Below are 25,097 nucleotides of genomic sequence, written 5' to 3' on the forward strand. Positions count from 1 at the left end.
TATTCCTGGGTAAAGAGGCTACTACACTGAAGCCGCGCTCAGGCCTCCGGTCCGACCTGAAGCCCGTAATCGTTTCCGTACAGCATTTGCAAGCGTTCGTGAATGTTTCGTAATCCCAGACTTTTCTGAGGGGTGATCTGCGGCCCCGCCGCCGAATATAACGATTGGCGGATCGAAGCAATGCTCTCCTCGCTGACCTCCGCTCCGTTGTCTTCCACGCCGATATGCAGCGAGTCGGTCCCCACCGCAGCCCAAATGGTAATCGTAACCTGCTCTTCATTCGTTTCAATGCCATGCAGGATGGCGTTCTCAACAAGCGGCTGGATGATGAGCTTCGGGATTTGACAGTCCAGCACATCCTCCGGAACCTGCACATGCAGCTCAAACCGGTCGCCATAGCGGAATTTTTGAATGCTCACGTAATCTTTGACATGCTGAAGCTCTTCATACAGACTGACGATCGGCGCTCCCTTAATGCTGAACCGGAAAATTTTGGCCAGACTGATCGCCATATCCCCGATATCCGGAGCCTGGTGAATATCGGACAGCCATTTGATCGACTGAAGCGTGTTATATAGAAAATGCGGGTTAATCTGAGCCTCCAGCGAAGCAAGCTCCGCTTCCTTTTGCTTCAAGTTGGATATGTACACGGAGGAAATCAGATTCTGAATGTCCCCGATCATAATATTGAAATGCTTGTTCAGCTTGCCGATTTCATCGAAACGCGCTACCTTGGCGCGGACGGACAAATTGCCCTCGGCCACCTTTTCCATGAGGCGGATCAAATTATGAATCGGCAGCGAAATGCGGCGGCTGATGAAGAAAGCGATTACAGTGCTCATCACCATCATGATGACCACCGACAGCAGGATAATATTTTTCACTCGGGAAGCATCGACGAAAAGCTCGTTGGCAGGAATGACGGATACCATTTTCCATCCGGTCGTATGGATCGTTGCATAGGCAACCAGCTTGCGGACGCCCTGCTCATCGGTAAAATAATAGCCGTTGTCATCGTGAAAGGCTTGTTCGAACAAGCTTCTTTTTTCAGCATTGAGCCTCATAGTGACAAGCGACTTATCGCTGGATGAAATGACATTGCTATTCTCGTCAAGAATCATCGTGTAACCGTTCGGCGCCACACGACCGGAGGTATATATATTTTCCAGCGAGCGTTCATTAATATCCATCCATAAAATACCGATTTGGCCGCCGTACCCGTTATTGACTTTTTTGAGAAACGATACGACATTGGCGTTCGAGCTGGTCGTATAGCCGCCTACCTTATGGGAAGGCGACCACATCGCGTCTGTGGCAGGGGAAGCGCTGAACGATTGGTACCAGGAAAACTCGGTGAAATTCGGCTTTTCCCGAAGCTGGTTGGCCGATGAAAAGTTCACTTGATGGTTGTCTATAAAGTACATGCCGTTAATATCGTTGCGGTAAATCGTATATTTGTTCATTTCGTCTTCAACGCTTCGGCTGATTTGGCTTTTTTCATAATCGGAGGCCGTCGGGTAGGCTTCGATCTGTTTTTTCATCATGCTGGGCAGGTTAAGCGAGTCGTAAAATGCGGTATTGGCCGCCTTCTCGGCATCCTCGAGGATAACCTCCGAATTGAGCGACAGCTGATGAACAGTCTGCTGGATCGAACGGCTCAGATTATTGTTAATGATATGGGTTGCCACACTGTAGGCAAAATAGCTGACGACCGCGAGCGGCAGTACGACAAGGCTCAGGAACGACAGCATCAATTTGGTAAACAGATTGAATCGGAATCGTTTCTTCATGGCACCAGCTTCCGGAATTCGCTTGGCGTCATGCCGGTATGCTTCTTAAATAAGTGGCCGAAATGGCGAAAATCTTTGTAGCCGACCGCCTCGGCAACCTCGTAATTTTTCATGCCGCCGGCGGTAAGCAGCTCCTTGGCCTTCTCCAGACGAAGCTCGGCAAGAAAGTCCGAAAAGTTGCTGCCGGTTTCCTGAACGAACAAATAGCTGAGATAGCTGCGGTTAAGAAATACGCGGTTGGCTGCATCGGCCAGCGAAATTTCCTCGCCGTAATGCTGATTCAGAAAATCGATCACGTCGCGGATCACTTTGCTATACGGCTTGGGCAAATGCTGATGGATAATCTGCGCCGTTTCCTGAAAAACGGCATCGACACTGTCGGAAGCGTCCGCCAGCGTGTCGGACAAATACAAAGCTTCGCTTACCCTCTCGCGCACGTCGATCTGTTTATCCTTGCTCCGCTCCCGCAGCACGCCCTCCACGGACTCCGCCAGCTTGAGATAATAGCTTTCGATGCTTTCCGGGTCGTACATCGTCGCTTGGGACAGCTTGTCGCGCGTCTTGGCAAGCTCATCCAGCAACGGCTTCGTGCTGCCGAGCTGCAGCGCCTGAATTGCCGTATGTACCGCATCGCCGGAGGCGAACGGTTCTCCCGACGGCTCGCCGGCCGAGAAAATGCGCTTGCCCGGGCTTTGCCAGCGGGCTTTGAGCGCCCGGTCCGCGTCACGGTATGACTGCCGAAGACCCTGCACGCACGAGCTTATGCTGCCGAGTCCCCAAGTCGTCGGGATGCGCAAATAGTCCATCACGGCTGCTTGCGCCTTAAGGACGAACGCCTCCATCTCCATGAGCGCACCCCCGCTTCCGTCCTGCTTGAGCAGCAAGCAGAGACTGCCCGGGCGCAGATCCACCAGCTCGCCCCGCCCTTCGGTCCGCAGCAGCTCCTCCAATATATTCTGGACCGCAAAATGCAGCAGCGTCCCGTCGCGGAACAAGGTGCTTTTTTCTTTAAACGCGTTGATTTTAACCAAGGCAACGGCATGCGGCCCGCTGAGCGAATCGTGCAGGCCGAGCACATGCTCGTAGCGCTTTAGTTCTTGTTCCCCGGCTTCGCCGAACAATAGCTCCTTGAGCACCTTCTGTCTGGCAATACCGACCGACTGCTGCAGCAGGTGCGACATCTGCTCCTGCCGGCGCAGCTTGCCGCGCTCCTCGGCGATTTCCTGCGTGACCTTCTCCATCGTCTGACTCAACGATTTGTTGTCGATCGGCTTCAGCAAATAGTCCGTCACGCCATAGGAGATCGACTTCTTCGCGTAGCTAAAATCATCGTAGCCCGATATGATGACGATTTTGACAAAGGGCCACGATTCCTTCACCATACGGGACAGCTCCAATCCGTCCAGGCCGGGCATCTTCACATCGGTCAGCAGCACGTCCGGCTGGCGTTGTTCCACCATCTGCAGGGCCGTTCTTCCGTTCGGGGCTGTCGTAATTTCCTGAATCCCATAGCTGCTCCAATCGATCGCCTTTTGAATACCGAGTCGCATCAAAGGCTCATCATCCACAATTAATGCCGTCAACATGTAATAGGGCCCCTCCCGCCGTGGAATTGAGATACATCGATATATTGTGCCGACTATTGAATTCTACGAAAAGCCCGCAAACCCTCTCGCCGAGCCTGCTTACGCCAGCCGGAGTGCTTCTGCCGACCCATTGACAAGCTTTAGCCTCGAATGATCCGGCTAACCGCCGCAAAATCCAGCTCGCCGTTTTCCTGCGCCGCCATTTCGTAAAGCTGCAGCGCCTGCGTAGCTAAGGGAAGCGGCTGACCTGCGCCTTCCTGGAGCGCGATGCCGATGTCCTTCTTCATCAAATTCAGCTTGAAGCCCGGCTGAAAGCTGCGGCTGGCAATCGCTTCCGCTTTGTTGGCGAACATCCAGGATCCGCCGGAGCTGCTGCCAATCACTTTTTGCAGAGCTTCCAGGCCGACGCCCAGCCGTTCCGACAAAGCGATAGCTTCCGATGCGGCCAGCATATCGACCGCCGCCATCATCTGATTGATCGCCTTTACCGCTTTCCCTGCGCCAATACCTCCCACCGTATGTACGGTCTGCGCCATCGCGTTCAGCAAAGGCTGCGCGGTTCTGAGGGCGTCACCGTTTCCGCCGGCCATCACCGTCAACGTTCCTTTCTCCGCGCCGATCGTCCCCCCGCTGACGGGGGCATCCAGCACAAGCGCCTGCTTCGCCAGATAGGCATCGGCTACTTCCTTCATCACCCCCGACGAACCGGAGGTCATCTCCAGCAGCAGCATCCCCGGTCGTACGGCAGCCAGCAGCTCCTCCGCCAGCAGCACCTGCCGCATTTGCTTATCCTCCGGCAGGATGCTGACGATCGCATCCGCCGCCTCAGCGGCCTGCGCGGGGCTTGTGTGCACTTCTGCGCCAAGCTTGCGCAGGCTCTCGGCCGGCGCCGGGTCCCGGTGCACCGTGACATGCAGCTGGAAGCCGGCCTGAGCCAAATTGCGGGCCATAGGCAAGCCCATGGCGCCCAGCCCCAAAAACGCTACCCGTCGCATCGTTTCCATCGATATGCGCCTCCCTCCTAGTAGCCTACGATCGAGGCGTCTTCCTGCCAGCCTAATTTCTCGTACAGCTTGCGGCGGCTTTTCTTATCCGATTCCATCTCCTGCGTCGCATACTTCGCCACGTCCCAAGCTTTTTCCAGCGGCACGACAACGATCCCGTCGCCGTCTGCGACGATAATATCGTTCGGACGAACGAGCTGCCCTTCAATATTGACCGGGATGTCCTTGGCTTGGAACTCGACGCGGCCCTGTACCATCGTTTGGGAAACATAACGGGAGAAGATAGGAACCTGATTCAAAATAAGCTCATCCGTATCGCGGGCGCCGCCGTTCGTAATGATGCCACGGCAGCCCTGGCTTTTATATTCCAGGCCGTTGTTGGAGCCGATAATGCCGACATTCGTATTGCTTGCATCCAGAACGAGCACGTCATCCTCGCCCAGCTCTTTGCCCCAGTGATAAGTCGCTACATTGCCGTACCAATGGTTGGAAAACTTCGTGTAGGCTTCCGGGTCCATCGTCGGAACCGTGCGGGTCGTCGGTACGAACTGCACCGTCTTGGCAAAGCCGCAGAAGCTGGTGCGGAACAGCGGCTTGATCGTATCCGTGTAAATGCTGCCCATAAAGTGCATCATGTTCCAGTCCATTCCATCGCGAACGTCGGCAACGCGCAGCGTTCTGTACACTTCCATCAGTTTTTTCTTTTCTTCTTTGGTCAATAATTGAGTCATGTTCAGTCACCTCGAATTAGAATTTTGGGTTGGCAACGCGAAGGGAGCCTATGGTAAGAGCCGTTTGGAGTTAAAGCTTCAAACCGCTCGATGCCACACTTTCAATAACATAACGCTGCAGGAACAGAAACAGGAGCACCATCGGGATAATCGTCAAGGTCGCCAGCGCCAGGCTGCTGCCTATACAGGCCCGTTTGGACCGAGCGTAAAATTCGCCACCCCGATCGACACCGTGTACATGCTGCTTTTGGATAAAATCAGGAGCGGCCACAGCAGCTCGTTCCATTTTTGCATGACCGTGATGATCGACAATGTCGCTATGATCGGCAGCGTCAGCGGAACATAGATTTTCAGAAAGATCGTAAAGTGATGGGCCCCGTCGATCTTCGCCGCTTCGCCCAGCTCGTTAGGCAGCGAGTCCATAAACTGCTTGACCAGAAACACCCCGAATGGGTAAGCCAGCGTCGGAAGAATGACCCCGACGAACGAATTGATCAGCTGCAGCTGGTTGAAGATAAGAAATCTTGTGAAAACAATCACTTGATCCGGGATCATCATCGCGCTGAGGATGATAAGGAGCCATACGCCTTTCCCGCGAAAGTCGCCTTTGGACAAGGCGTATCCGGCCAATGTGGCGCCGACGATGTGGCATACGACCGAACCGGCGACAATAAGCAGCGAGTTCAAATAATAGGTGCCGATCGGAAGAGACTGGAAAATCAGAGCAAAGTTTTTCCAGCCGAATTCCTCCGGGATGATCCGGGGCGGGAAGCTCAAGCCGAAATTCGCGTTATTGTCGAGACTAATGCCAATCATCAGTGCAAATGGAACCAGAAACACCACCGCTCCTGCGGCCAGCACGAGCAGCCGGACCGTTTCCAACGCTTGATTGCGCCAAGTCATTCGAATTCTCCTTTCATCGCTCCGCCCTCCGGCTTATTTTCAAATTGATCACGGTGATGAGCAGTATCATCAGGAACAAGGCAATGGAAGCGGCCGAGCCGTAGCCATACTGCGATTTCTCCATCGTTTCTTCATAGAAGAAGAGGACGATCGTTTGCAGCGACCTGAGCGGACTGCCTGAGGCACCGCCGAACGTATAGACATCGTCGAAGCGTTGGAACGCCCCGATCACCCCCGTAATTAATAAGAACCAGAGGATTGGCCGCACACCGGGCAGGGTGATGTAGCGCATTTCATTCCATCGGGAGGCCCCATCGACCCGCGCTGCTTCATAATAATCTTTGGGGATCGACTGCAGGCCGGCCATCCAGATCAGAATATTAAAGCCTGTCGACTGCCAGATTGCCAGAGCGATGACTACCCATTTGATCAGCGAAGGATCGTTCACCCATGGCTTCGGCTCCACCCCGAACCAGGACAGCACGTAATTTACCGTGCCCGCTTGATCGGGAAAGAACAATACCTTGAAAACCAGTACTACAGCCACAGCGGATGTTACATTCGGCAGAAAATAAACAACCTTCAGGAAGCCTTTGCCGTACCGGGCCCGGTTGATCAGCGCCGCCAGCACAAACGAAAGCGGCAGCCCCAGCAGTAAACCGAACAGCCCGATATACAGCGTGTTAAACAGGGCATAGAAGAAATTCGGGTCGGTCAGCAGATGCTGATAATTAAACCACCCGACGAATTTTTCAAGTGTTCCGTTGCCGGAAACGAAGAAGCTGAGCAGCAGCGTCTTGAGCATAGGATAATAGCTTATAAATAAGAGCACTCCAACGGTCGGCAGCAGATAGAGATACCAGGTCAGTTCCTTGAGGAATCTTCCCTTGTTGAACGAGAACCGGCTTGCAGCCGGAGTCGCCGCAGCATGCTTGGCGCCCGTGCGTGCATAGGTCGTCGGCGGCTTCATGTATGTCCCCTCCCTTGCAAGGCCGTACAGCCTTGCCGGCACAAGTTATTTTTGGTCGGCTGCTTTGTTTTTGGCGAATTCATCCAAAACCTCTTTTTGAGCCGTATCCAACGCTTCCTGCGGGGAGGTGTCCTTCAGCAGCACTTTCTCCATCGCGCGCGTCAGCGCAAATTTGGCTGTCGTAAACCAGATCGGGGACATATACTGCGCCTGGCTGACCATCTTGAACATTTTCTCATCCGTCGCATCCGGCTTATAATCCGCTCCAAGCGATTTGGTAGACACCGGCATCGTGTTCTTCGTTTCCCATAGAAAACGCTGGCCGTTGCCGACGGACATCCATTTGACAATTTCCCACGCAAGCTCTTTATCCTGCGTATTCTTGACCATCTGGACGCGAACTCCGCCGAGGAAGCCGCCGGTTCCCTGCGAACCTTTAGGAATCATGCTTACATCATAACGGTCAAGCATTTTCATTGATTTGAACTTCTGCAATTGAATAGCCGGTAAATTGATGTACATGGCGATATTGTTTTTCGGCGTCGACCATTTCTCCGCACCTTGTCCTTGGAAAATCCCCTGCGGGGCGTAAGGCATCAGCGACTTGAAATATTCGGCTGCTTTAGCCATCGCGGGACTGTTCAAAGTCACCTGGTTCAAGTACTCCTTGTAGCCCATCTTGCCCATGTCGGCTCCGAACGTGTTGGCAATGATCGAGACCGCATAGCCGGCCTGATCGCTCGGAATCCGCGTGTAGACACCGTACGTTTGCTCGCCGGTTTTCGGATTCTTGCCTGTCAGCTTCTTCGCTTTATCCAGCACTTCGTCCCAGGTCGGATTGTCCGACAGCGGCTCGACGCCGAAATCGGCGAATATTTTTTTGTCGTAATAGATCCCTGAACCGTCTACCGCAATCGGCAGCGCGTTATTCACCGTGTTCCCGTTCTGATCGACTTCAAGCCGAACCGGTCAGCAGCGTGGGCGACAAGTACAAATCCTTGCTCCATTCCTTGTCCTTTTCCTCGTAAGGAGTCAGATCCTCGCTCAGTCCCTGATTCCACATAAACTTGCTGTCCGATTCGACGGAGACATCAATTTGCCGCGATTCCACCAGCGCTTTCGCTTTGGCCTGATGATCCTTGAACGGATAGGTCACCACTTCGAAATCAATATTGGGGTAATCCAGCTTCAGTCTCTTCTTCAGCTCGTCAGCCCCGTACACCATTTCGCCCGTCAGCGGGTCCGGCGCGGTTTGATCGTTCAAGCCGACGAAGCCGATCCGGATTTTCCCTTTCAGCTCAGGCTTGGCTTTGACCGGAGAAGTCGATGGGCTGGATGACGACGCACTCTCTGCACCGTCCCCCCTTGTCCCTGCTCCTTATTCTCACCGCTGCCGCAGCCGGCAGCGCCTATTGCCAACACTGCCGCCATACATAATGTGAACCACCTGCGTTTCATGCTCTGGCCTCCCCTTGTACATTTGCTCGGTACCGCTTACATCCTTATTGTATCGGAACCGGCGTCCTATTGTTAGGCGGCCGTGTTTGGATTATGTGGGTTATGTTTGGCTTATTTCGATATCGGCGACAATCCCGTCGAGCCGGCCCGACTCCCGGATATAGGCGGAGCATGCATGATGCTCGGGATTGGCTTCATAGGCTTCAAGCGCTTCAATGCTCTCAAACCGTATAGTAAGCACAACCTGAAAGCCTTGGCTTCGGTCCGACACGTTGAGACCGCCCCGTAAATACGGCACGCCCTGCAGATGCTCCCTTAATGAGTGGAAGCGGTCAATGACCGCAAGGAGCTGCTCCTCCGTCGTGTCCTCTTTAAATTTGAGCAAAATAATGCGGTCCGAGCATGCCGCGAGCCTCCTCCTTGTAACCATTCGGGTATGATTCGCAGCTCATCCCGCTGCGGCTTCGTCAAGCTCCAAGCCGTATTTGCGGCCGATCCCGCGCAGCTCCTCCGCCACCTTCGGAGGCAGCTCGATGCCGTGCCGCTTGCGGTATTCCGTCTGCCGCCGCTCAATTTCTCCCGGCACCAGAATTTCATTGACGCCGGGCGCCCTCGGCTCGCTTTTTATTTGCCGGATATATTGATCGACGCGCCGCTTAAACTGCTCAATCGGCATAAAGCGGCTGATATCGATAGCGATAAAGAAATGGCCGACATTTTGCGGCTCCTCCCAGTTTTCGTACATATTGTTTACATATTGTCCGTAGCCCGCTCCCGTCAGCACGCCGGATAAGATATCGATAAACATGGAAATCGCGTAGCCTTTTGCTCCTCCGACAGGCAGAACGGAGCCCTCCAGCGCAGCTTCGGCGTCCGTGGTCGGGTTCCCCTCTTTGTCGATTGCCCAGCCGAGCGGAATCGGCTCGCCTTTTTGGGCGGCGACGATGATTTTACCCCGGGCCACCACGCTTGTAGCCATATCGAGGATGAACGGATTCTCTTCTCCGGCCGGAACGCCGATGCAGAGCGGGTTTGTGCCGATGAACGGGCGCACACCGCCGGTCGGCGGCATCGTCTGGGAGGCGTTGGACATCACGAGCAGAATCAGATTGCGCTCAATCGCTTTTAACGCGTAGTAAGCGCCGGTGCCGAAATGATTCGAGCCTTTGACGCCGACAACCGCCGCCCCATTAAGCTCCGCCCGCTCCATAGCGAGCTCCAGCGCTTCGCTCCCTACGACCGAACCGAACTGATTGTTCCCGTCAAGCAGCAGGACGCTGCCATGCTCCGCCGCCACCGCCGGCTTGGCGTGCGGGTCCGATCATTCCCTGCTCCACGCGCTTCAGATAGATGCCCGTCCGCACGACGCCATGGGACTCGACGCCCCGCAGGTCCGCCTGCACCAGCGATTCGGCCACCGTTGCCGCATAAGCCTCCGGCACGCCGGCCCGGATAAACACGTCCCGGCAAAAGCTCTGCAGCTTCAGCCAGTCAAAGCAAAGGGATGTGCTCATAGTCCTTCACAGCCCTTCGACTTTAATGCTTCATCGACCCAGTCCCGGCTCACCGAGCCGTCCTCGATGGACTGCAAAATATGCTTCTCGCGCTCCTGCTGCTCGCGGATCAGCTGAAGCAAGCCTTCCGCTTCGCGAAGCGGGACGACGGCAAGCCCGTCTTCGTCGCCGACGAGAATATCGCCGGGCTCAATAACCATCCCGCCGACCGAGACCGGCACGTTAATTTCGCCGGGGCCGTCCTTATACGGCCCGCGGTGCGTCACGCCTCTGGCGTAGACCGGGAACGTGTCGTCCATGAACGCTGCCGTGTCCCGGATGGCGCCGTCGATGACGAATCCGGCGATCTGCTTCTTCTGGGCCAGCCGCAGCATAATTTCACCGACGATGGCGTTCGTCTGATCGCCGCCCGCATCTACCACTATAACGTCGCCGGGCTCCGCGAGGTCGATCGCCTTATGGACCATCAGATTGTCCCCGGGCCGTGTTTTCACCGTTAATGCCGCTCCTACCAGCCTCCCTGCCCGATGATAAGGGCGCAGAGCCGAGCTTATCGCATGCATACGGTTCAAATTGTCGCTGATATGCGGGGTAACCACATCTTGGAATTGTTGAAGCAGCGCTGGGTTGGGGCGTGAATCGCGTTGTAAAATACGGAAACCTAGATTGGACATGTCGGCACTCTCCTTTATAGAGGGAAGAATAATTTCTTGTAAACCGATTTAGGAAATCGTTTAACTAACTTGAATTTACCATGTTTCCCCACTTTCAGCAAGCGGTTTCAACTAAAAAACAATAAAAAAATGCGCCGGCCCTCAAAGGCTGCGCATTCATCTATTTATAGCTTTTTTTCAACTGCTTGTACTGCCTGTACCGCTGGAGCTGCGGATGATCAAATCGGGCTCCAGAACGACATGCTTCGGCTTGCGCGCCGTCTTGGAGCTGATTTTCTGAATCAGATTCTTGGCTGCAATCTTGCCCATTTCATAGGCGGGCTGTCTTACCGTCGTGAGAGGCGGATTCAGGTGCTTCGCCCAGATCGTCTCATCGTAGCCGATTAATGCGATATCCTCCGGCACGCGCAAACCAAGCTCCTTCAGCCCTTCCAATATTTCCAGCGTCATCATATTGTTTGTTGAGAAGATGGCGTCGGCATCCGGCTTGCCTTTGAAATAGGCGATTACCGCAGCCTTGACCTTCCCGGTCGCATTATCGACGCGAAGAATTTGCTGCTCCGTTACTCCCAGCCCCTTCTCGCTCATCGCTTCCTCGAAGCCAAGCAGCCGGTCCTGCCAGGTGCTGACGCCTTCGGGCCGATACACTACACACACGGGCTTACGTCTGCCCGCTCCAACCAGATGGTCTACAGCCAGCCACGCTCCGCGTTTGTTGTCCATCACCACGTCGTCGACCTCAAGCCCTTCGATCCGGCGGTTAATGACGATCAGTGGATATTTCTTCTTCACAATCTCTTCGAACAGCTCGCGATTGTTGACCGTTGGGTTGACGATAATCCCGTCCACCTGCCGCAGCTGCAGCCCTTCGATCAGCTCCGCTTCGCGCCCGGAATCTTCACTGGAATTGCATACCATCAAGCTGTAGCCTGACTGGCGGCACGTATCCTCGACGCCCTCCAGCACCCTGGACCAGAAGGGATTGCTTAAATTGGACAGCACGATGCCGATAATGTTCGTTCGCATCTGCTTTAATCCCCGGGCCATCGGGTTCGGACGATAATTCAATTCGCTGATGACTTTCAAAACCTTGTCCTTCGTCTCTTCCGTTGCCTGGGAATAGTTCCCGTTAAGGATCCGTGAAACCGTTGTTTTGGACACCCCTGCCAATCTGGCGACATCATCGATGGTTACTTTCAAATGAGATTCCTCTTTTCATTCCGTGTAAACGCTTAAACACTCCAGTGAATCCCTGGCTGTTCCGTCAGGTCCGATACTTCACTGTACACATTTAAACTTATCCGAATATTTGTCATTTAACTATAGCAGACAAAAGAATACACCGTCAATCTGCATATAGCTCTTTATTTCTCCATTTCGCTTAGCTTTTGCACTCTTCTTCGAAAATGCGCCTCCGTGCTGAACTCCGCCGACAAGAAGGCGCCGAGAATGTCCTTGGCCAGCCATGGCCCGATGATCTGCGCACCGATGCACGCCACATTCACATCGTCATGCTCGACGCATTGGTGCGCCGAATGGTAATCGTGGCATACGGCAGCGCGGATGCCTCTGATTTTGTTCGCCGCAATGGCTGCTCCAACTCCCGTCCCGCACAGCATAATCCCCCTGTCCGCTCTCTGCTCCGTCACGGCTGAGCATACCTGCTTCGCGATATCCGGGAAGTCTACCGGCTGATCGGAATGGCATCCGCAGTCTTCCACCTCATGCCCCATGGATTCGAGCCATGCCATGATTTCACCTTTCATCGGGTAACCGCAGTGATCGTTGCCCAGCGCAATCCGCATATGCAATTCCCTCCCCACTCTTAAATGAAAAAGAAGACGGATTCGAATCCGTCTCAGGCTGTCGAGAAACCCGCTTTAATTGAAAAAGGAGCTTCTACAGAACGATTCCGTACTCTACGCTAGTTTTTCAGTGGCCTCGATGCAGGTGGGGTATCTCAGCTTACGCAGCCCGTTTTTCTACGAAAAACGCTTAGTTTACGTCCCACTTTGAAATCCGCGAACATAGCGCTGCTGCTCATTCAATTCACAGATTCCAACAGCGGCTTAAGGAGGATACTCCAGCGGCATATCACACGAATGCAGGGTTCCTCAACAAGCTCGCGGAAATGTACTATCATCCGTCACTTCGAATGACAAGCACATTTCCGCTTCACCACAGCCTAGAGAACCGTAGAATCGAGCTCTCTGCCCATGGCCTCGTATATTTTTCTGCGTCCCGCCTTATCGCTATTCAGCTCCTGATGGGCATATTTGGCCACATCGTAAGCCATTTTGCGAGGCACGGCAATGACTCCGTCGCCGTCGGCCACGATAATGTCGCCGGTCCGGATGACCACGCCGCCGATCTGTACCGGCACGTCCAGGGAATCGAAACGGATGCGGCCCTGGTCGATTTTTTGCGAAATGAATTTCGACCAGACCGGAACCCCCTGCAAAATGCATTCATCCGTATCTCTGACGCCGCCGTTCGTCAAATAGCCTACGATCCCGTCCCGCATACCGCCCAGGGTATTGTTCGAACCCAGGATGCCTACATCGACGCCGCTTTGATCGATGACCATAAAATCGCCTTTGGTGATGCTTTTGTGCCATGGATCGTAGCACACTTCTTTGTAGTACCATTTGGCCCATTTCGTATATTCTTCCGCCGTCATCTTCGGCACCGCTTCTTCATACGGCACATATCTCGCCGTTCTTGCAATACCTACAACTCTCGTGCGAAACAAAGGACGGATATCGTAATGAACCGATCCGTAATGATGCATCATGTTCCAGTCCATCCCATCTCGCACATCGGCAACCCTCAAATCCTTGTACAGCTCCAACAGCTTTTCTCTATCGTCCATCGTTCCTCATCCCTTCGTTATCGTTTCGTTTAATTCATTGTCGTGTCGTTGATTTACAATACCGTATGATCGAGTTCCTTGTTCATCGCTTCATAGATCCGGCGGCGTCCCGCCTTATCGTTCTTCAATTCCTGGTGCGCGTACTTCGCCACTTCCACCGCGATTTTTCTTGGCACGGCAATGACGCCGTCGCCGTCGGCCACAATGACATCTCCCGGATAAATGACGACGCCTCCGATTTGCACCGGCACGTCATTCGCTTCGAATTGAATCCGGCCTTGGTTCATTTTCTGGGAAACGAATTTCGACCAGACCGGCACCTGCTGCAAAATCAATTCGTCCGTATCGCGGACACCTCCGTTCGTAATAAAGCCAACCGCTCCCTGGGAGTAATACTGCAGCGAGTTGTTGGAGCCCAGAATGCCTACATCGACACCGCTTTGGTCGACCACCACAAAATCGCCGGGCCGGGAAGCCTTCATGCCCGGGTTATGAGTCTTGTTCGCATAATACCATTTGACCCATTCCGTATATTCCTCGGAAGTCATCTGCGGAACGTCTTCCTGGTAAGGGACGTATCTGGATGTTTGCGCAATGCCGACAGCCCTGGTGCGGAAGAGCGGACGAATTTCGTAATGAACGGTTCCGTAATGGTGCATCATGTTCCAATCCATTCCATCGCGTACATCGGCAACCCTTAAATCCTTGTACAGCTCAAGCAGCTCTTGTCTTTCCTCTTCGGACATCTTCACCTGACTCATTCGGTTCACTCCCTAGTGCATGTTTTTTATATTTTTATCCCCAAAAGCACCTAGGCTTTCAAGGAACAAAAATCGGCGTGATACATTCAAAACGGCGTACGTCTAGCCTTTCAGCGCGCCTGTCGAGATCCCTTCGATCAAATATTTCTGGAAAAATATAAACACGCAGAATACGGGAACAAGGGATAAAATCGACATGGCGAACAAAGCGCCCCAATTGTTATCGCCCAGCGAATCGGTAAACATTCGAAGGGCCAGCGCAATCGGAAATCGTTCAATATTGCTGATATAGAGCAGCTGACTGAAGAAATCGTTCCAGGTCCATATAAAGGTAAACAACGAGGTTGTCATCAAGGCCGGAACGGTCAGCGGAATCATGATATACCAGTACATTTTGATCGGTCCGCAGCCGTCGATTTCAGCCGCTTGGTCCAGCTCGCGCGGTAATGAACGGATAAACTGCACGATCAGAAAAATAAAGAAGGCTTCCGTACCCAGAAACTTCGGTAAAACCAATGGCAGGTACGTGTTAACCCAGCCGAAGGTATTAAACATAATGTACTGCGGGATGACTGTGACGTGAAAAGGCAGCATGAGCGTAGCCAGCATGATAGCGAAAAATGCTTTTTTCATAAAAAACCGGAGCCGCCCGAAAGCATATGCCGCCATGGAGCAGGAGATCAGGTTCCCGACAATACACAGCCCGACGAGCAGGAAGGTATTCAGGAAAAAGGTTCCGAACGTTACGCCGGATAAGCCTGCCCAGCCCTGCCGGTAATTGTCCCAAGTCACCGATTGCGGAATGAGCGATGTATTCGTAAAAATGTCCGTTGTCGGCTTAAACGAGCTGACGAACATCCACAGCAGCGGATAGATCATGATTACGCAGCCGGCAATAATGAAGACATGAAGCGCGTATTTGGATGCTTTGCTCTTGACCACAATGCTCCCTCCTATTCCTGATAATAGACCCATGTCCTGGAGGTGGCGAAAAGAAGCGACGTTACAAAGGCTATTGTGCACAGCAGCATCCAGGCCATCGCCGCCGCATAGCCCATTTGGAATTGGGCGAACCCTTTTTGATACAAATACAAGGTATAAAAGAGCGTTGAATTCAGAGGCCCGCCGGTTCCTCCGCTGACAATAAAGGCCGGTGTGAATGCCTGAAACGCATGGATGATCTGCATGACCAGATTGAAGAACAAGATCGGCGTCAGCAAAGGAAGCGTAATGTTAGCGAACTGCTTCCAGGTCCCGGCTCCATCGATGCGTGCCGATTCATATAAATCGTGCGGGATCTGCTTCAACCCGGCCAGAAAAATGACCATCGCTGAGCCGAACTGCCATGTCGATAACAGGATCAAGGTGTACAACGCCGTGCCCGGTGTGGCGATCCAATTCATGCCTTCGATTCCCAGGAGATGCAGAAGACTGTTCAGCAGCCCCTCCCCGCCGAAAAGCTGCCGCCACAGCAGCGCGACGGCCACGCTGCCTCCGAATAAGGAGGGAACATAGTAGATGGCCCGGTAAATCCGCAAGCCCCGGATTCCTTTGTTAAGCAGAAGGGCAACCGCGAGGGCGAATAACAGCGACAGCGGAACGGCAATCAATACGTAGTGAAGCGTAACCCCGACGCTGCCCGTATATTTCGGATCATGAAACATTTCTATGAAATTACCTAATCCGATCCACTTCGGAGCCGAGAACAAATCATAGCTTGTGAAGGCCAGATAAAGCGAGAAGCCCATAGGAAATGCGCTTAAACCAATCAAGCCGACGAGCCACGGCGTTATGAACAGATAACCAACCCAGTTGTTTTGTACAAACCGTTTTAGTGTATGCATAATTTCACTCCCAAGGGAGCGGCCGGGTGAAGCCTCTGCGCTTGTATTCACCGGCGGCCGCAAGAATGCGCGGTATGACTCTCTCGTCTATTTGTTTAATATCGCAGTCGCTTTATCGATAAATGACTGCGAGGCCTGATCGATGGTGCTTTTCCCGAAAGCGATCGACTGCGCCGTTTCCGTCAGCAGCGTCCGCACCGCTCCTTGCCCTGCCGGAGGAAGCGGCAGCTGGCCCGCAGTCTTCAGGCTTGTTTGAATCGCCTCGGTCGTTCTTTGCTCTGCCGGTGTCAGCAGCGGTTTAATCGTTTCGTTCCCTTTGCTTGATCCAAGCGCGCCCTGCTCAAGCTTAAATACCTTCTGCGCCTCTTCGTTATTCACGAAGAAATTAATGAAATCCGCTGCCGCTTTGGGCTGCTTCGAGTTGGCGGAGACGGCGAGATAAGCGCCTTCGACGAATTCCCCTTCCTTGCCCTTCGGATCGGTCGGCCTGCGGAGCGCGCGGACCTCGCCTTCCTTTATGTAATTCTGGTACAGCGGAATTTGGTTGAACGGAAAAGATGCGAGCGCGATTTTATTTTTGACGAACAGGCCCTGATCCAAAGATACGGTAGAATATTGCTCTGTCGTAGCGGCATCCGGAATCGCCTTCGCCTTACGCAGCTGGTCCCAGATGGAGAACCAGGCAACCATATCCTCTTTGCCCAGCCCGAGCTTTCCTTCGGCGGTAAACAGCTCCTTGCCCCGCTGACGCGCATAAACTTGCAGGCTTGTAATTTCGCCGCTGTTGTCGGCTATCGCCCAGACGCCATTGTCCTTAATCGCCTTCTGCAGCTCCAGCACCTTGGCGATAAAATCGTCCCATGTCCAATTGTAATCCGGGTATTTGACGCCTAATTTATCGAACATCGCCGTGTTGTACTCCCAGCCTGTCATGGTGACTCCTTGGGCAACCATAAGCGTTTTGCCGTTGACCTTGCCCGCTTCCTGAACCGCAGGCGGAAAGCTGTTCAGATCAATCGTTCCATCCTTAACATACGACCCCAGATCCAACAGCGTGTTGCGCCGTGCATAATCGGCTACATAGGTTGCATGCATGCCGACCACATCCGGCATATTCCCGCCGGCGGTCTGCGTCGCCATCTTATCCCAGTAATCGTTGAACGAGCCGAACTCTCTGACAATCTTAACGTTAGGATGCTGCTTCTCGTACATGTCGGCTATCGCATTGTATTTCTCATGCCTCTTGCCGTCTCCCCACCAAGCGAACCGAATCGAAATGTTCGCCTCTTTCTTCGCGCCGCCGGACGCGGAATCGGCCGATGCCCCAGGGGCGGCGGGTGAAGCCGGGGCAGAGCCGGAGCCGCCGCTGCTGCAGGCGGCCATGCCTAGCATAGAAATAACCGGCAGAAATAAAAGCGCTTTCTTATTAACCATCTAAAGCCCTCCTTTTTGATTGGCTGATCCATTTATCCACACTTTTCATCAACCACTCCGGATCATGGTTTATTGAAATAGCCTAGACCGATGATTAAGATTGCACAACAAGCTGGCGTGAAAACAAAGGTGAAATGTAAGCGGATGCAATAAATGAAGCGGGTTTAGATATCTCTCGATGTCGGGAGTGAATTCGCGGGTGGTTTAATCGTAGTTGTTTAGGTTTATCGATTTAGTGTATCGATTTCATAATCATAGTAACCCCAAAAGTGCTAATATGTCAACAGGAAATCGATAAACTAAATCGTTTTCCTAACTTGCTGCACACTCTCCGTTTTCAGGCATCCGCTCCTCCCTCCCACTTAAATCTCGAATGCTATGGGCAAGGGAATTTATTCGAGTCCATGAAAAAAACGGCTTCTCCCAATAGGAAAGCCGTTCATATTGTTCCCTCAGGTGGCTGCATCAAGCAGGATTATGCTCCAGCAGGCATCCGCCAATTCCTGATAGAATCAGTTTCCTTTCAAGTAACGATCGAGCCGCCATTGACGAACATGACCTGTCCCGATATGTACGAAGCGTCATCAGAAGCTAACAGTACATAGGTCGGAGCCAGCTCATAGGGCTGTCCCGGCCGTCTCAGTGGGACCTCCGTGCCAAAGGTGGTCACTTCTTCTGCCGTGAATGCGGAAGGAATTAACGGTGTCCAGGTCGGTCCGGGCGCTACCGCGTTAACCCGGATGCCTTGGTTGGCCAGCGAGAGGGATAAAGAGCGGGTAAAGGAAACAATAGCTCCCTTCGTAGCGGTGTAGTCAATCATAAAGGCCATGCCGGAGAAGGCGGTATCGGAGGTGGTATTGATGATGGAGCTTCCTGCGCGCAGATGAGGCAGGGCCGCTTTCGTCATATCAAAGAAAGAAATAATGTTGGTATGGAACGTATTCAACAGCTGTCCTCGGGTAATATCGAGAATGCTCCGCTGATGGAATTGCACGCCGTGATTATTGACCAGAATATCGAGCCGCCCGTACGTTCGGATCGTTTCATTTACAACGGAGTGACAGTTTTCCTCCTGTCTTAAATCTGCCGCCATCGTCAAGCACTGCCGCCCAAGCCCGTTGACGACCCGCTTCGTCTCGGCTGCATCCTCATGCTCATCGAGATAAGCGATGGCCAAGTCGGCGCCTTCCTTGGCAAAAGCAATCGCCACGGCCCGTCCGATGCCGCTGTCCCCGCCGGTAATGAGGGCTATCTTATTTTTCAGCCTTCCGCTGCCCGTATAGGCGGGATTGTCAGACAACGGACGCGGATTCATCAAATATTCATAGCCGGGATGCCGGCTCTGATGCTGCGGCGGAAAGACGACCGGCACCTGGGTACACTGCTGCTTCCAGCCCAAATACGGATAGATATAGTAAGTCACGCTTCTTCTCCTCTCATATTTCATTACTTATCACACTTTATTCGTATGAATTGAAAACATGCCATAACAAAAAGCTTATCCGGTCTAGACGGATAAGCTCTCACGGTATACATTAAATGCATCATCAGGATGGCCTTGATTACTCAGGCTTGATTCCTTTTATAACAGCAGCTTGAATGTAATTTTCCACGTCAGCACCCGGAACCCAGTTTTTAATAAATGCCCTGGATTCATCCTTTGGCTCCACAACCACTTCCGTAAATCCGCTCTTCGTCAGCATGGCCCTGATGTCTTCAACGGAAGATGCTCCGGAAATACAACCCGAATACATCGCCCCCAAATCATTCTTTATTTCCGCAGGGAGCTCGGCTGTCATGACAATATCCGAGATGGCTAACCGCCCTCCTGAACGCAGAACCCGAAACGCCTCGTCGAACACCAGCTGTTTCGCTGGCGAAAGATTGATAACGCAGTTTGAAATAATGACATCCACCGTCTGATCGGGAACAGGCAAATGCTCAATTTCCCCTAATCTGAAATCGGCATTGGCAAATCCGCCGTTTACAGCATTCATGCGGGCGCGGCTTACCATTTCCGGTGTCATGTCCACACCGATCACTCGGCCTGTCTCCCCTACTTGCCTGGACGCAAGAAAACAATCGAATCCGCCGCCGCTTCCAAGATCCAGAATGACTTCTCCTGGCTTAAGTCCGGCAATCGTTTGAGGGTTTCCGCAGCCGAGTCCAAGGTTGGCTCCAGCCGGCACGGAATTCATTTCTTCGCTGGAGTAACCAAGCTTGGAGGAAATATCGGTGTAATCTGCAGACGAGCCGCAGCAGCTTGAGCTTGGGAAACAAACCGAACTGTTTTCCACTGGCTGCAAGGCTGCTTCTTTATATCGATTCCTAACATTTTGGCGAATTTGATCACTGCTGATTTGATTCACATGAATCACTCCTTGGCTTCATTTTATAAATCAACAACGGCCATTGAAAAAGAAAGCCGCTGGCATTAAAATTATTTGCAAATTACAAATATATAATGAACAAAATTACCCCGGAGGGGTTGTGCAGCATTGGCTTGATTTCGCCATAGCGTCATTCAAAAGCTGAATGGAGCGAAGGACCGTGTCCTTTTCAAACTCATTCATATGAGAGAAAACTTCACTTAAATAAGCATTCATTTGCTGGTCAATCATAGCGGCAACGTACTTGCCCTCTGTTGTCAAGGAAAGAACGAACACTCTACGATCGTTAGGATCCGGGTCTTTTTTTACTAAATTCATTTTTATTAGCGACTGGATTTGGCGGCTGAAGGTCGTAATATCGGTACCTAACCCCTCCGCAACCAGTTGAATCGATGGTCTATGCCGATGGTCAATCTCATAAAGGATATGGCTCTGCACCAAAGAAATATCGAAGCCCCCGGCAGAGCAGCAATTTTTATTCAGGAAACCAAATCGGCGTGTCATGGTTTGAAATAGCTCGCGGACATTTTCCATAAGGCTCACCTCATGATTTAGTTATACAACATATATTTGCAAATTGCAACTAATAAAATCATTGCAGGACTACCGCCAAGACGTCGCCATAGCCCCCTCCATTGTATCAGCGATTGTAAAAATTGGAAAATAAAAAGAGGCTGACAAAGCCTCTAAAGACTTCACAGCCCCCGCTTCATCTGCAGGCCTCTCATTTCCCCTCGGCGAGAAACTGTTCGATCCGGCTCTTAATCGAGTCGCGGACGGAACGAAACTGGTTCATGACCTCGTCTTCCGTTCCCGCTGCTTTAGCAGGGTCGTCAAAGCCCCAATGCCATTTCGTGACGTTCGTATTAGAAATAACAGGACAATGCTCATCGGCATGGCCGCACAGAGTAATTACATAATCGGCGCTGTTCAATATTTCCGGATTGATCACATCCGACGAATGGCTGCTGATATCCACGCCCGCTTCCCTCATCACCTGCACCGCTCTTGGGTTTAAACCGTGCGCTTCCAGTCCCGCGCTCTTCACCTCGTACCTGTCGCTTCCCAATGCTTTTAAAAATCCGTCAGCGATTTGGCTTCTGCATGAATTGCCAGTACATAAAAAATAAACTAATGGCTTTTTCTCCATAAATAACAATCTCCTTTTATTTTTGATTTATTAGATAGGCTGCCGCCCTTTGCCAGGTGCTTTCGCAGCTATCCGGGCTTTCACAATCATCCCTGCAATGACAAGCGCAACCATGATCGCTGCGATAGTTAGCCATACATTGATCTGAAGAGCTTGCAAGGCATATAACCAGACAAACAAACCGGTTAGGGTAACAAAGAGCGTCGGAATCGTTATCAAGACCCCGATTTTAAAATAATACCCCCAGCTGATATTCACGTTCTTCGTGCGAAGCACATGCAGCCAGAGCAGCGTCGCCAAGGAGCCGATAGGCGTAATTTTCGGACCTAAATCCGAACCGATTACATTTGCATAAATCAGTGCTTCGCGAACGAATCCTCCGGTGTGCGTACCTTGAATGGCCAGCGCATCGATCATCACCGTGGGCATATTATTCATGATGGACGATAGAAACGCAGCGATGAAGCCCATTCCTACCGCCGCCGAGAACAATCCATGATCTGCAACGGCTTGAATGACGCGGCCCAAGGCGTCAGTCAGACCCGCGTTTCTAAGACCATAAACGACGACATACATGCCGATGGAAAAAATAACGACTGCCCATGGCGCACCTTTCACCAGCTTCCAACAATGGATGACCGGACTTCTTCTTGCCGCTAGCAGCAAGACAATCGCTGCGACTCCCGCAATTACGGAGACCGGCACAGCATAAAGCTCGCTAACGAAATAAGCAGCGAGAAGCGCAGCCAGAATGACCCAGGCTAATTTGAACAGCCTCCTATCTTTGATGGCCTCAGCCGGTTTTTTCAGTTGGGTAAGAGGATAGCTGCTCGGGATGCTTGAGTGGAAATACAGATACAGCACAAGAAGGCTTGCAAGAATAGAACAGAAATTCGGGATGAGCATCCGGCTTGCGTATTCCGTAAACCCGATGCTGAAATAGTCGGCAGAGACGATGTTCACCAAATTGCTAACGACAAGCGGCAGCGAGGCCGTATCTGCAATAAATCCGCTCGCCATAATAAAGGGAAGAATCAGCTTGGCCTCAAATTCAAGCGCCCTCACCATAGCCAGCACAATCGGTGTCATGATCAAGGCTGCGCCATCGTTGGCAAACAATGCGGCGACTGCGGACCCGAGCAGAATAATAAAGCCAAAGAGGAACCGCCCATTCCCTCGCGCAAGCCGAGCCATATGTAAAGCCGACCATTCAAAAAGCCCGATTTCATCAAGCACAAGCGAAATTAAAATAATGGCTACAAACGCCAAAGTTGCATTCCACACGATCCCGGTGACTATACCGACATCCGTGAAGCTAACCACACCGCACAGCAAGGCAAGGATCGCCCCTCCGCTTGCGGACCAGCCGATATTCAATCCTTTCGGCTGCCAAATGACAAAGGTCAATGTGGCCAAAAAAATGAAAAACGCGGTAATTACCATAGCTTCCTCCTCATGAATCGCAGCAGTTTTTGAGCTGGTCGATTTGTTCTTTTAACGAGGGGAGGTGCTGCAATAGCTCTTGAATGTAAGGCTTATTCTCAATCGATAACGAGTAATAAATCCACTGCCCCTTTCGAGTTTCGTTTACGATGCCTGCGGCCTTCAGCTTGCGCAAATGCTGGCTTATGTTTGGCTGTGATGTCTCCATAAGCTCGACAATGTCGCACACGCAGAGGGCGCGTTCTTTTAAATAAGCCAGCACCGTGAGCCGGGTTTTGTCGCTGAGCAATTTTAAATGTTCGGCCATCTCGCTAATGGGTTCCATACGCTTCCTCCCGTCTTATATTCTGCGTCTGTCAATAACTATATAAGAATTCAATTATATAATCAATGGATTATATATTAAGAATTTGTAAATAACTCAAGCCTTCTTCCACCTGAAAATAAAAAAACAGCCCTGAACAGGCTGTCAGGCTGTCGAGAAACCCGCTTTTAAGTGAAAAAGGAGCACAGACGCAGGTGGGGTATCCAAGCTTACGAAGCCCATTTTTCTACGAAAAACGCTTAGTTTACGTCCGCCTTTGAAATCCGTGAAAATACCTTTAAATTTATTCCAATTCACGGGTTTCAACAGCGGCTGTAGGAGGATACCCCACCGGAGTATCATACAAATTCAGGGTTTCTCGACAAGCTCACAGCCCTGAACAGGCTGTTTGCAATTTGACAATTTGACTCCGCCCTAACCGACGGACAGCGTAACATTCTTCTTCCCGTTTACTTTACTTCACGCCGGTATAAACAAACGCACGGATAATGTGCCGTTGGGCAAAGAAGAAGGCGATCAGGATCGGCGTCACCAGAATCATATTTCCCGCCATCAGCACATTCCAGTTCGCCATCCCTTCTTCCTCCCGGATCTTCGCGATTCCGAGCGGCAGTGTCCTGGCCGTTTCATCCGTCGTCATGACCAACGGCCAGAAATAATCGTTCCAGTGGGCAATGAAGCTGAACAAGGCAAAGGTTGCCAATACCGGCTTGGCCATCGGCACCATCAGCCTCAAAATGATCTGCCATTCCTGGGCGCGGTCCAGCCTGGCTGCCTCGAGCAATTCCTCCTGCACCTGCTTGAACGCCTGCCGCAGGAGGAAGATGCCGAAAGCGCTGGAGGCAAACGGGAGAATAAGAGCGAGATGCGTATTCAGCAGCTTCCATGCGCTTAACTGTAAATACACAGGCAGGAAAATCAGCTGCGACGGGATCATCAGCGTCACCATCACCATGCCGAATAAAAATCCCGAGCCTGTAAATTTGTAGCGCGCAAAGGCGTAGGCCGCCGGAATGATCGTCAGCATCTGCATGATGAGAATGCCAATCGAAATGATAAGACTATTCGTAATGTAGTGCAAAAACGGTCCGGAACCCCACGCTTTGGCATAGTTGCTCCAGATGAAATGCTTGGGAATCCAGTTGGGCGGAAAAATCATCGTTTCCGGCAGCGTTTTTAAGGAAGTCGAGAGCATCCATACAAACGGCATGGCAAATACAAGCACCAAGCCGATCATGCCGGCCGCACTGACGGCCCGCCTTACGTACAGCAGTATTTTCGAAACGATCTCTTCCCTGCTTTTGACATGAACCAGGGCTCGGTCCGGTTGCATAGCGTGTTCGGCCTTCAATGGACTCACCTCCTGTGATTTTTAATCTTAATAATGAACGCGCTTGGACAGCATTTTAAAGTAAACGATAGTCAAAAGTCCCACGATGAATAGCAGAATAACCCCGGCAGCAGAGGCGTAACCGATTTTGAAGAACCGGAAGCCATATTCGTAGATGTAATAGACCAGCGTATTGGTAGAATTGACCGGCCCCCCCTGCGTCATGATCGCTATGGTCTCGAAAACCTGGAAGGAGCCGATCATATTGATAATGACGAGAAAAAAGATCGTCGGCGACAGCATCGGAAGAATCAGCCTGGAAAAAGTCGTCCAAGACTTGGAATGATCCAGCGCCGCAGCCTCGTAAATATCCTTCGGAATGCTTTGCAGACCGGCGATAAACACCAGCGTGTTATAGCCCAGACCTTTCCACACGGCAACGATGACCAGCGAGATCAAGGAAGTGCTTTGCGACGACAGCCACGCCAGCTTGCCGAAGCCGAACAAGCCGATAAACCAGTTGAGCAGGCCGTACTGCGGGTCCATCACCCATGCCCAGATCATCGAAATGGATACCCATGAAACGATATGGGGACTGAATATCGCCCCCTGCACGAAGCTTTGGAACAGTCCGGCCCGATTTAGCCATAAGGCCAAGATTAAGGAAAGGCCAATGATGAACGCGACGGTCAACAAGGTATAAATCGTCGTATTGGATATGACCTGAAGAAATTCTTTTTCCTGCAGAAGCTCGGCAAAATTTTGCAAGCCGACAAAGTTTTTCGTCGGGCTTATAAAGTTCCAATCGTACATGCTTAAATAGATCATATACAGAATCGGATAAATGAAGAATAAAGAGAAGATCGTGAGCGCCGGAGCGACCATCGAATAAGGGCGCAGCTTTTCCCAGAGTGTCAT

27 protein-coding genes are annotated in these 25,097 nt (G+C 52.0%); all 27 read right to left on the reverse strand.

Annotation, left to right across the window (positions count from 1 at the left end; genetic code table 11):
* Positions 1–38: 38 nt before the first annotated feature.
* Positions 39–1,790: a cache domain-containing sensor histidine kinase gene (locus ACHHV8_RS15440; protein ID WP_395159356.1), complete on the reverse strand. Its 1,752-nt coding sequence runs from the start codon at positions 1,788–1,790 to the stop codon at positions 39–41.
* Entirely contained in the window at positions 1,787–3,376 is a 1,590-nt protein-coding gene (locus ACHHV8_RS15445; RefSeq protein ID WP_395159358.1) for a response regulator, read from the reverse strand. Before ACHHV8_RS15445 ends, ACHHV8_RS15440 begins: the two co-directional genes overlap by 4 nt.
* Positions 3,377–3,516: 140 nt before the next feature.
* The gene (locus tag ACHHV8_RS15450) at positions 3,517–4,380 is read right to left on the reverse strand and encodes an NAD(P)-dependent oxidoreductase (protein WP_395159360.1); all 864 of its coding nucleotides are present in this window, start codon (positions 4,378–4,380) and stop codon (positions 3,517–3,519) included.
* Positions 4,381–4,397: 17 nt separating this feature from the next.
* The gene (locus ACHHV8_RS15455) at positions 4,398–5,111 is read right to left on the reverse strand and encodes an RraA family protein (protein WP_395159362.1); all 714 of its coding nucleotides are present in this window, start codon (positions 5,109–5,111) and stop codon (positions 4,398–4,400) included.
* A 180-nt stretch (positions 5,112–5,291) separates the two neighbouring features.
* A complete protein-coding gene (locus tag ACHHV8_RS15460) occupies positions 5,292–6,014 on the reverse strand; it encodes a carbohydrate ABC transporter permease (RefSeq protein ID WP_395159364.1) in 723 nt (240 codons plus the stop codon).
* Positions 6,015–6,027: 13 nt separating this feature from the next.
* The gene (locus tag ACHHV8_RS15465) at positions 6,028–6,984 is read right to left on the reverse strand and encodes a carbohydrate ABC transporter permease (protein ID WP_395159366.1); all 957 of its coding nucleotides are present in this window, start codon (positions 6,982–6,984) and stop codon (positions 6,028–6,030) included.
* 45 nt (positions 6,985–7,029) lie between these two features.
* Positions 7,030–7,917: an extracellular solute-binding protein gene (locus ACHHV8_RS15470; RefSeq protein ID WP_395159368.1), complete on the reverse strand. Its 888-nt coding sequence runs from the start codon at positions 7,915–7,917 to the stop codon at positions 7,030–7,032.
* A gap of 22 nt (positions 7,918–7,939) precedes the next feature.
* Positions 7,940–8,248: a hypothetical protein gene (locus tag ACHHV8_RS15475; protein WP_395159370.1), complete on the reverse strand. Its 309-nt coding sequence runs from the start codon at positions 8,246–8,248 to the stop codon at positions 7,940–7,942.
* A gap of 294 nt (positions 8,249–8,542) precedes the next feature.
* Positions 8,543–8,827, reverse strand: a complete 285-nt coding sequence (locus ACHHV8_RS15480; protein WP_395159372.1) for a Dabb family protein — start codon at positions 8,825–8,827, stop codon at positions 8,543–8,545.
* Between the two features lie 63 nt (positions 8,828–8,890).
* Complete coding sequence (locus ACHHV8_RS15485) at positions 8,891–9,739, reverse strand: Ldh family oxidoreductase (protein WP_395159374.1); 849 nt, start codon at positions 9,737–9,739, stop codon at positions 8,891–8,893.
* Positions 9,705–9,956, reverse strand: a complete 252-nt coding sequence (locus ACHHV8_RS15490) for an Ldh family oxidoreductase (RefSeq protein WP_395159376.1) — start codon at positions 9,954–9,956, stop codon at positions 9,705–9,707. The genes ACHHV8_RS15485 and ACHHV8_RS15490 overlap by 35 nt, the downstream gene beginning before the upstream one ends.
* Entirely contained in the window at positions 9,953–10,630 is a 678-nt protein-coding gene (locus ACHHV8_RS15495) for an RraA family protein (protein ID WP_395159378.1), read from the reverse strand. The genes ACHHV8_RS15490 and ACHHV8_RS15495 overlap by 4 nt, the downstream gene beginning before the upstream one ends.
* A gap of 177 nt (positions 10,631–10,807) precedes the next feature.
* Entirely contained in the window at positions 10,808–11,830 is a 1,023-nt protein-coding gene (locus ACHHV8_RS15500; protein WP_395159380.1) for a LacI family DNA-binding transcriptional regulator, read from the reverse strand.
* A 164-nt stretch (positions 11,831–11,994) separates the two neighbouring features.
* Positions 11,995–12,435, reverse strand: coding sequence for a ribose 5-phosphate isomerase B (gene rpiB / locus ACHHV8_RS15505; RefSeq protein WP_395159382.1), 441 nt, complete (start codon positions 12,433–12,435; stop codon positions 11,995–11,997).
* Between the two features lie 380 nt (positions 12,436–12,815).
* The gene (locus ACHHV8_RS15510; RefSeq protein WP_395159384.1) at positions 12,816–13,502 is read right to left on the reverse strand and encodes an RraA family protein; all 687 of its coding nucleotides are present in this window, start codon (positions 13,500–13,502) and stop codon (positions 12,816–12,818) included.
* 53 nt (positions 13,503–13,555) lie between these two features.
* Positions 13,556–14,263 carry an RraA family protein gene (locus ACHHV8_RS15515; protein WP_395159386.1) on the reverse strand — a complete coding sequence of 236 codons (708 nt, stop codon included), beginning with the start codon at positions 14,261–14,263 and terminating at the stop codon, positions 13,556–13,558.
* 102 nt (positions 14,264–14,365) lie between these two features.
* On the reverse strand, positions 14,366–15,205 hold the full coding sequence (locus ACHHV8_RS15520) for a carbohydrate ABC transporter permease (protein WP_395159388.1): 840 nt from the start codon (positions 15,203–15,205) through the stop codon (positions 14,366–14,368).
* Positions 15,206–15,216: 11 nt separating this feature from the next.
* A complete protein-coding gene (locus ACHHV8_RS15525; RefSeq protein WP_395159390.1) occupies positions 15,217–16,107 on the reverse strand; it encodes a carbohydrate ABC transporter permease in 891 nt (296 codons plus the stop codon).
* An 87-nt stretch (positions 16,108–16,194) separates the two neighbouring features.
* Entirely contained in the window at positions 16,195–17,541 is a 1,347-nt protein-coding gene (locus ACHHV8_RS15530; RefSeq protein WP_395159392.1) for an ABC transporter substrate-binding protein, read from the reverse strand.
* Positions 17,542–18,064: 523 nt separating this feature from the next.
* Positions 18,065–18,964: an SDR family oxidoreductase gene (locus tag ACHHV8_RS15535; protein ID WP_395159394.1), complete on the reverse strand. Its 900-nt coding sequence runs from the start codon at positions 18,962–18,964 to the stop codon at positions 18,065–18,067.
* A gap of 139 nt (positions 18,965–19,103) precedes the next feature.
* Positions 19,104–19,910: an arsenite methyltransferase gene (locus ACHHV8_RS15540; protein ID WP_395159396.1), complete on the reverse strand. Its 807-nt coding sequence runs from the start codon at positions 19,908–19,910 to the stop codon at positions 19,104–19,106.
* Positions 19,911–20,015: 105 nt separating this feature from the next.
* Positions 20,016–20,465: a MarR family winged helix-turn-helix transcriptional regulator gene (locus ACHHV8_RS15545; protein ID WP_395159398.1), complete on the reverse strand. Its 450-nt coding sequence runs from the start codon at positions 20,463–20,465 to the stop codon at positions 20,016–20,018.
* A gap of 190 nt (positions 20,466–20,655) precedes the next feature.
* On the reverse strand, positions 20,656–21,081 hold the full coding sequence (arsC, locus tag ACHHV8_RS15550) for an arsenate reductase (thioredoxin) (RefSeq protein WP_395159400.1): 426 nt from the start codon (positions 21,079–21,081) through the stop codon (positions 20,656–20,658).
* Positions 21,082–21,111: 30 nt separating this feature from the next.
* A complete protein-coding gene (locus tag ACHHV8_RS15555; RefSeq protein WP_395159402.1) occupies positions 21,112–22,524 on the reverse strand; it encodes an arsenic transporter in 1,413 nt (470 codons plus the stop codon).
* Positions 22,525–22,534: 10 nt separating this feature from the next.
* The gene (locus ACHHV8_RS15560) at positions 22,535–22,849 is read right to left on the reverse strand and encodes an ArsR/SmtB family transcription factor (RefSeq protein ID WP_395159404.1); all 315 of its coding nucleotides are present in this window, start codon (positions 22,847–22,849) and stop codon (positions 22,535–22,537) included.
* Positions 22,850–23,303: 454 nt separating this feature from the next.
* Positions 23,304–24,086 carry a carbohydrate ABC transporter permease gene (locus tag ACHHV8_RS15565; RefSeq protein WP_395163523.1) on the reverse strand — a complete coding sequence of 261 codons (783 nt, stop codon included), beginning with the start codon at positions 24,084–24,086 and terminating at the stop codon, positions 23,304–23,306.
* A 141-nt stretch (positions 24,087–24,227) separates the two neighbouring features.
* Positions 24,228–25,097: a carbohydrate ABC transporter permease gene (locus ACHHV8_RS15570; protein WP_395159406.1), complete on the reverse strand. Its 870-nt coding sequence runs from the start codon at positions 25,095–25,097 to the stop codon at positions 24,228–24,230.

Source organism: Paenibacillus sp. TAB_01 (genome assembly GCF_043945595.1).
In the GTDB taxonomy this organism is placed as follows: domain Bacteria; phylum Bacillota; class Bacilli; order Paenibacillales; family NBRC-103111; genus Paenibacillus_S.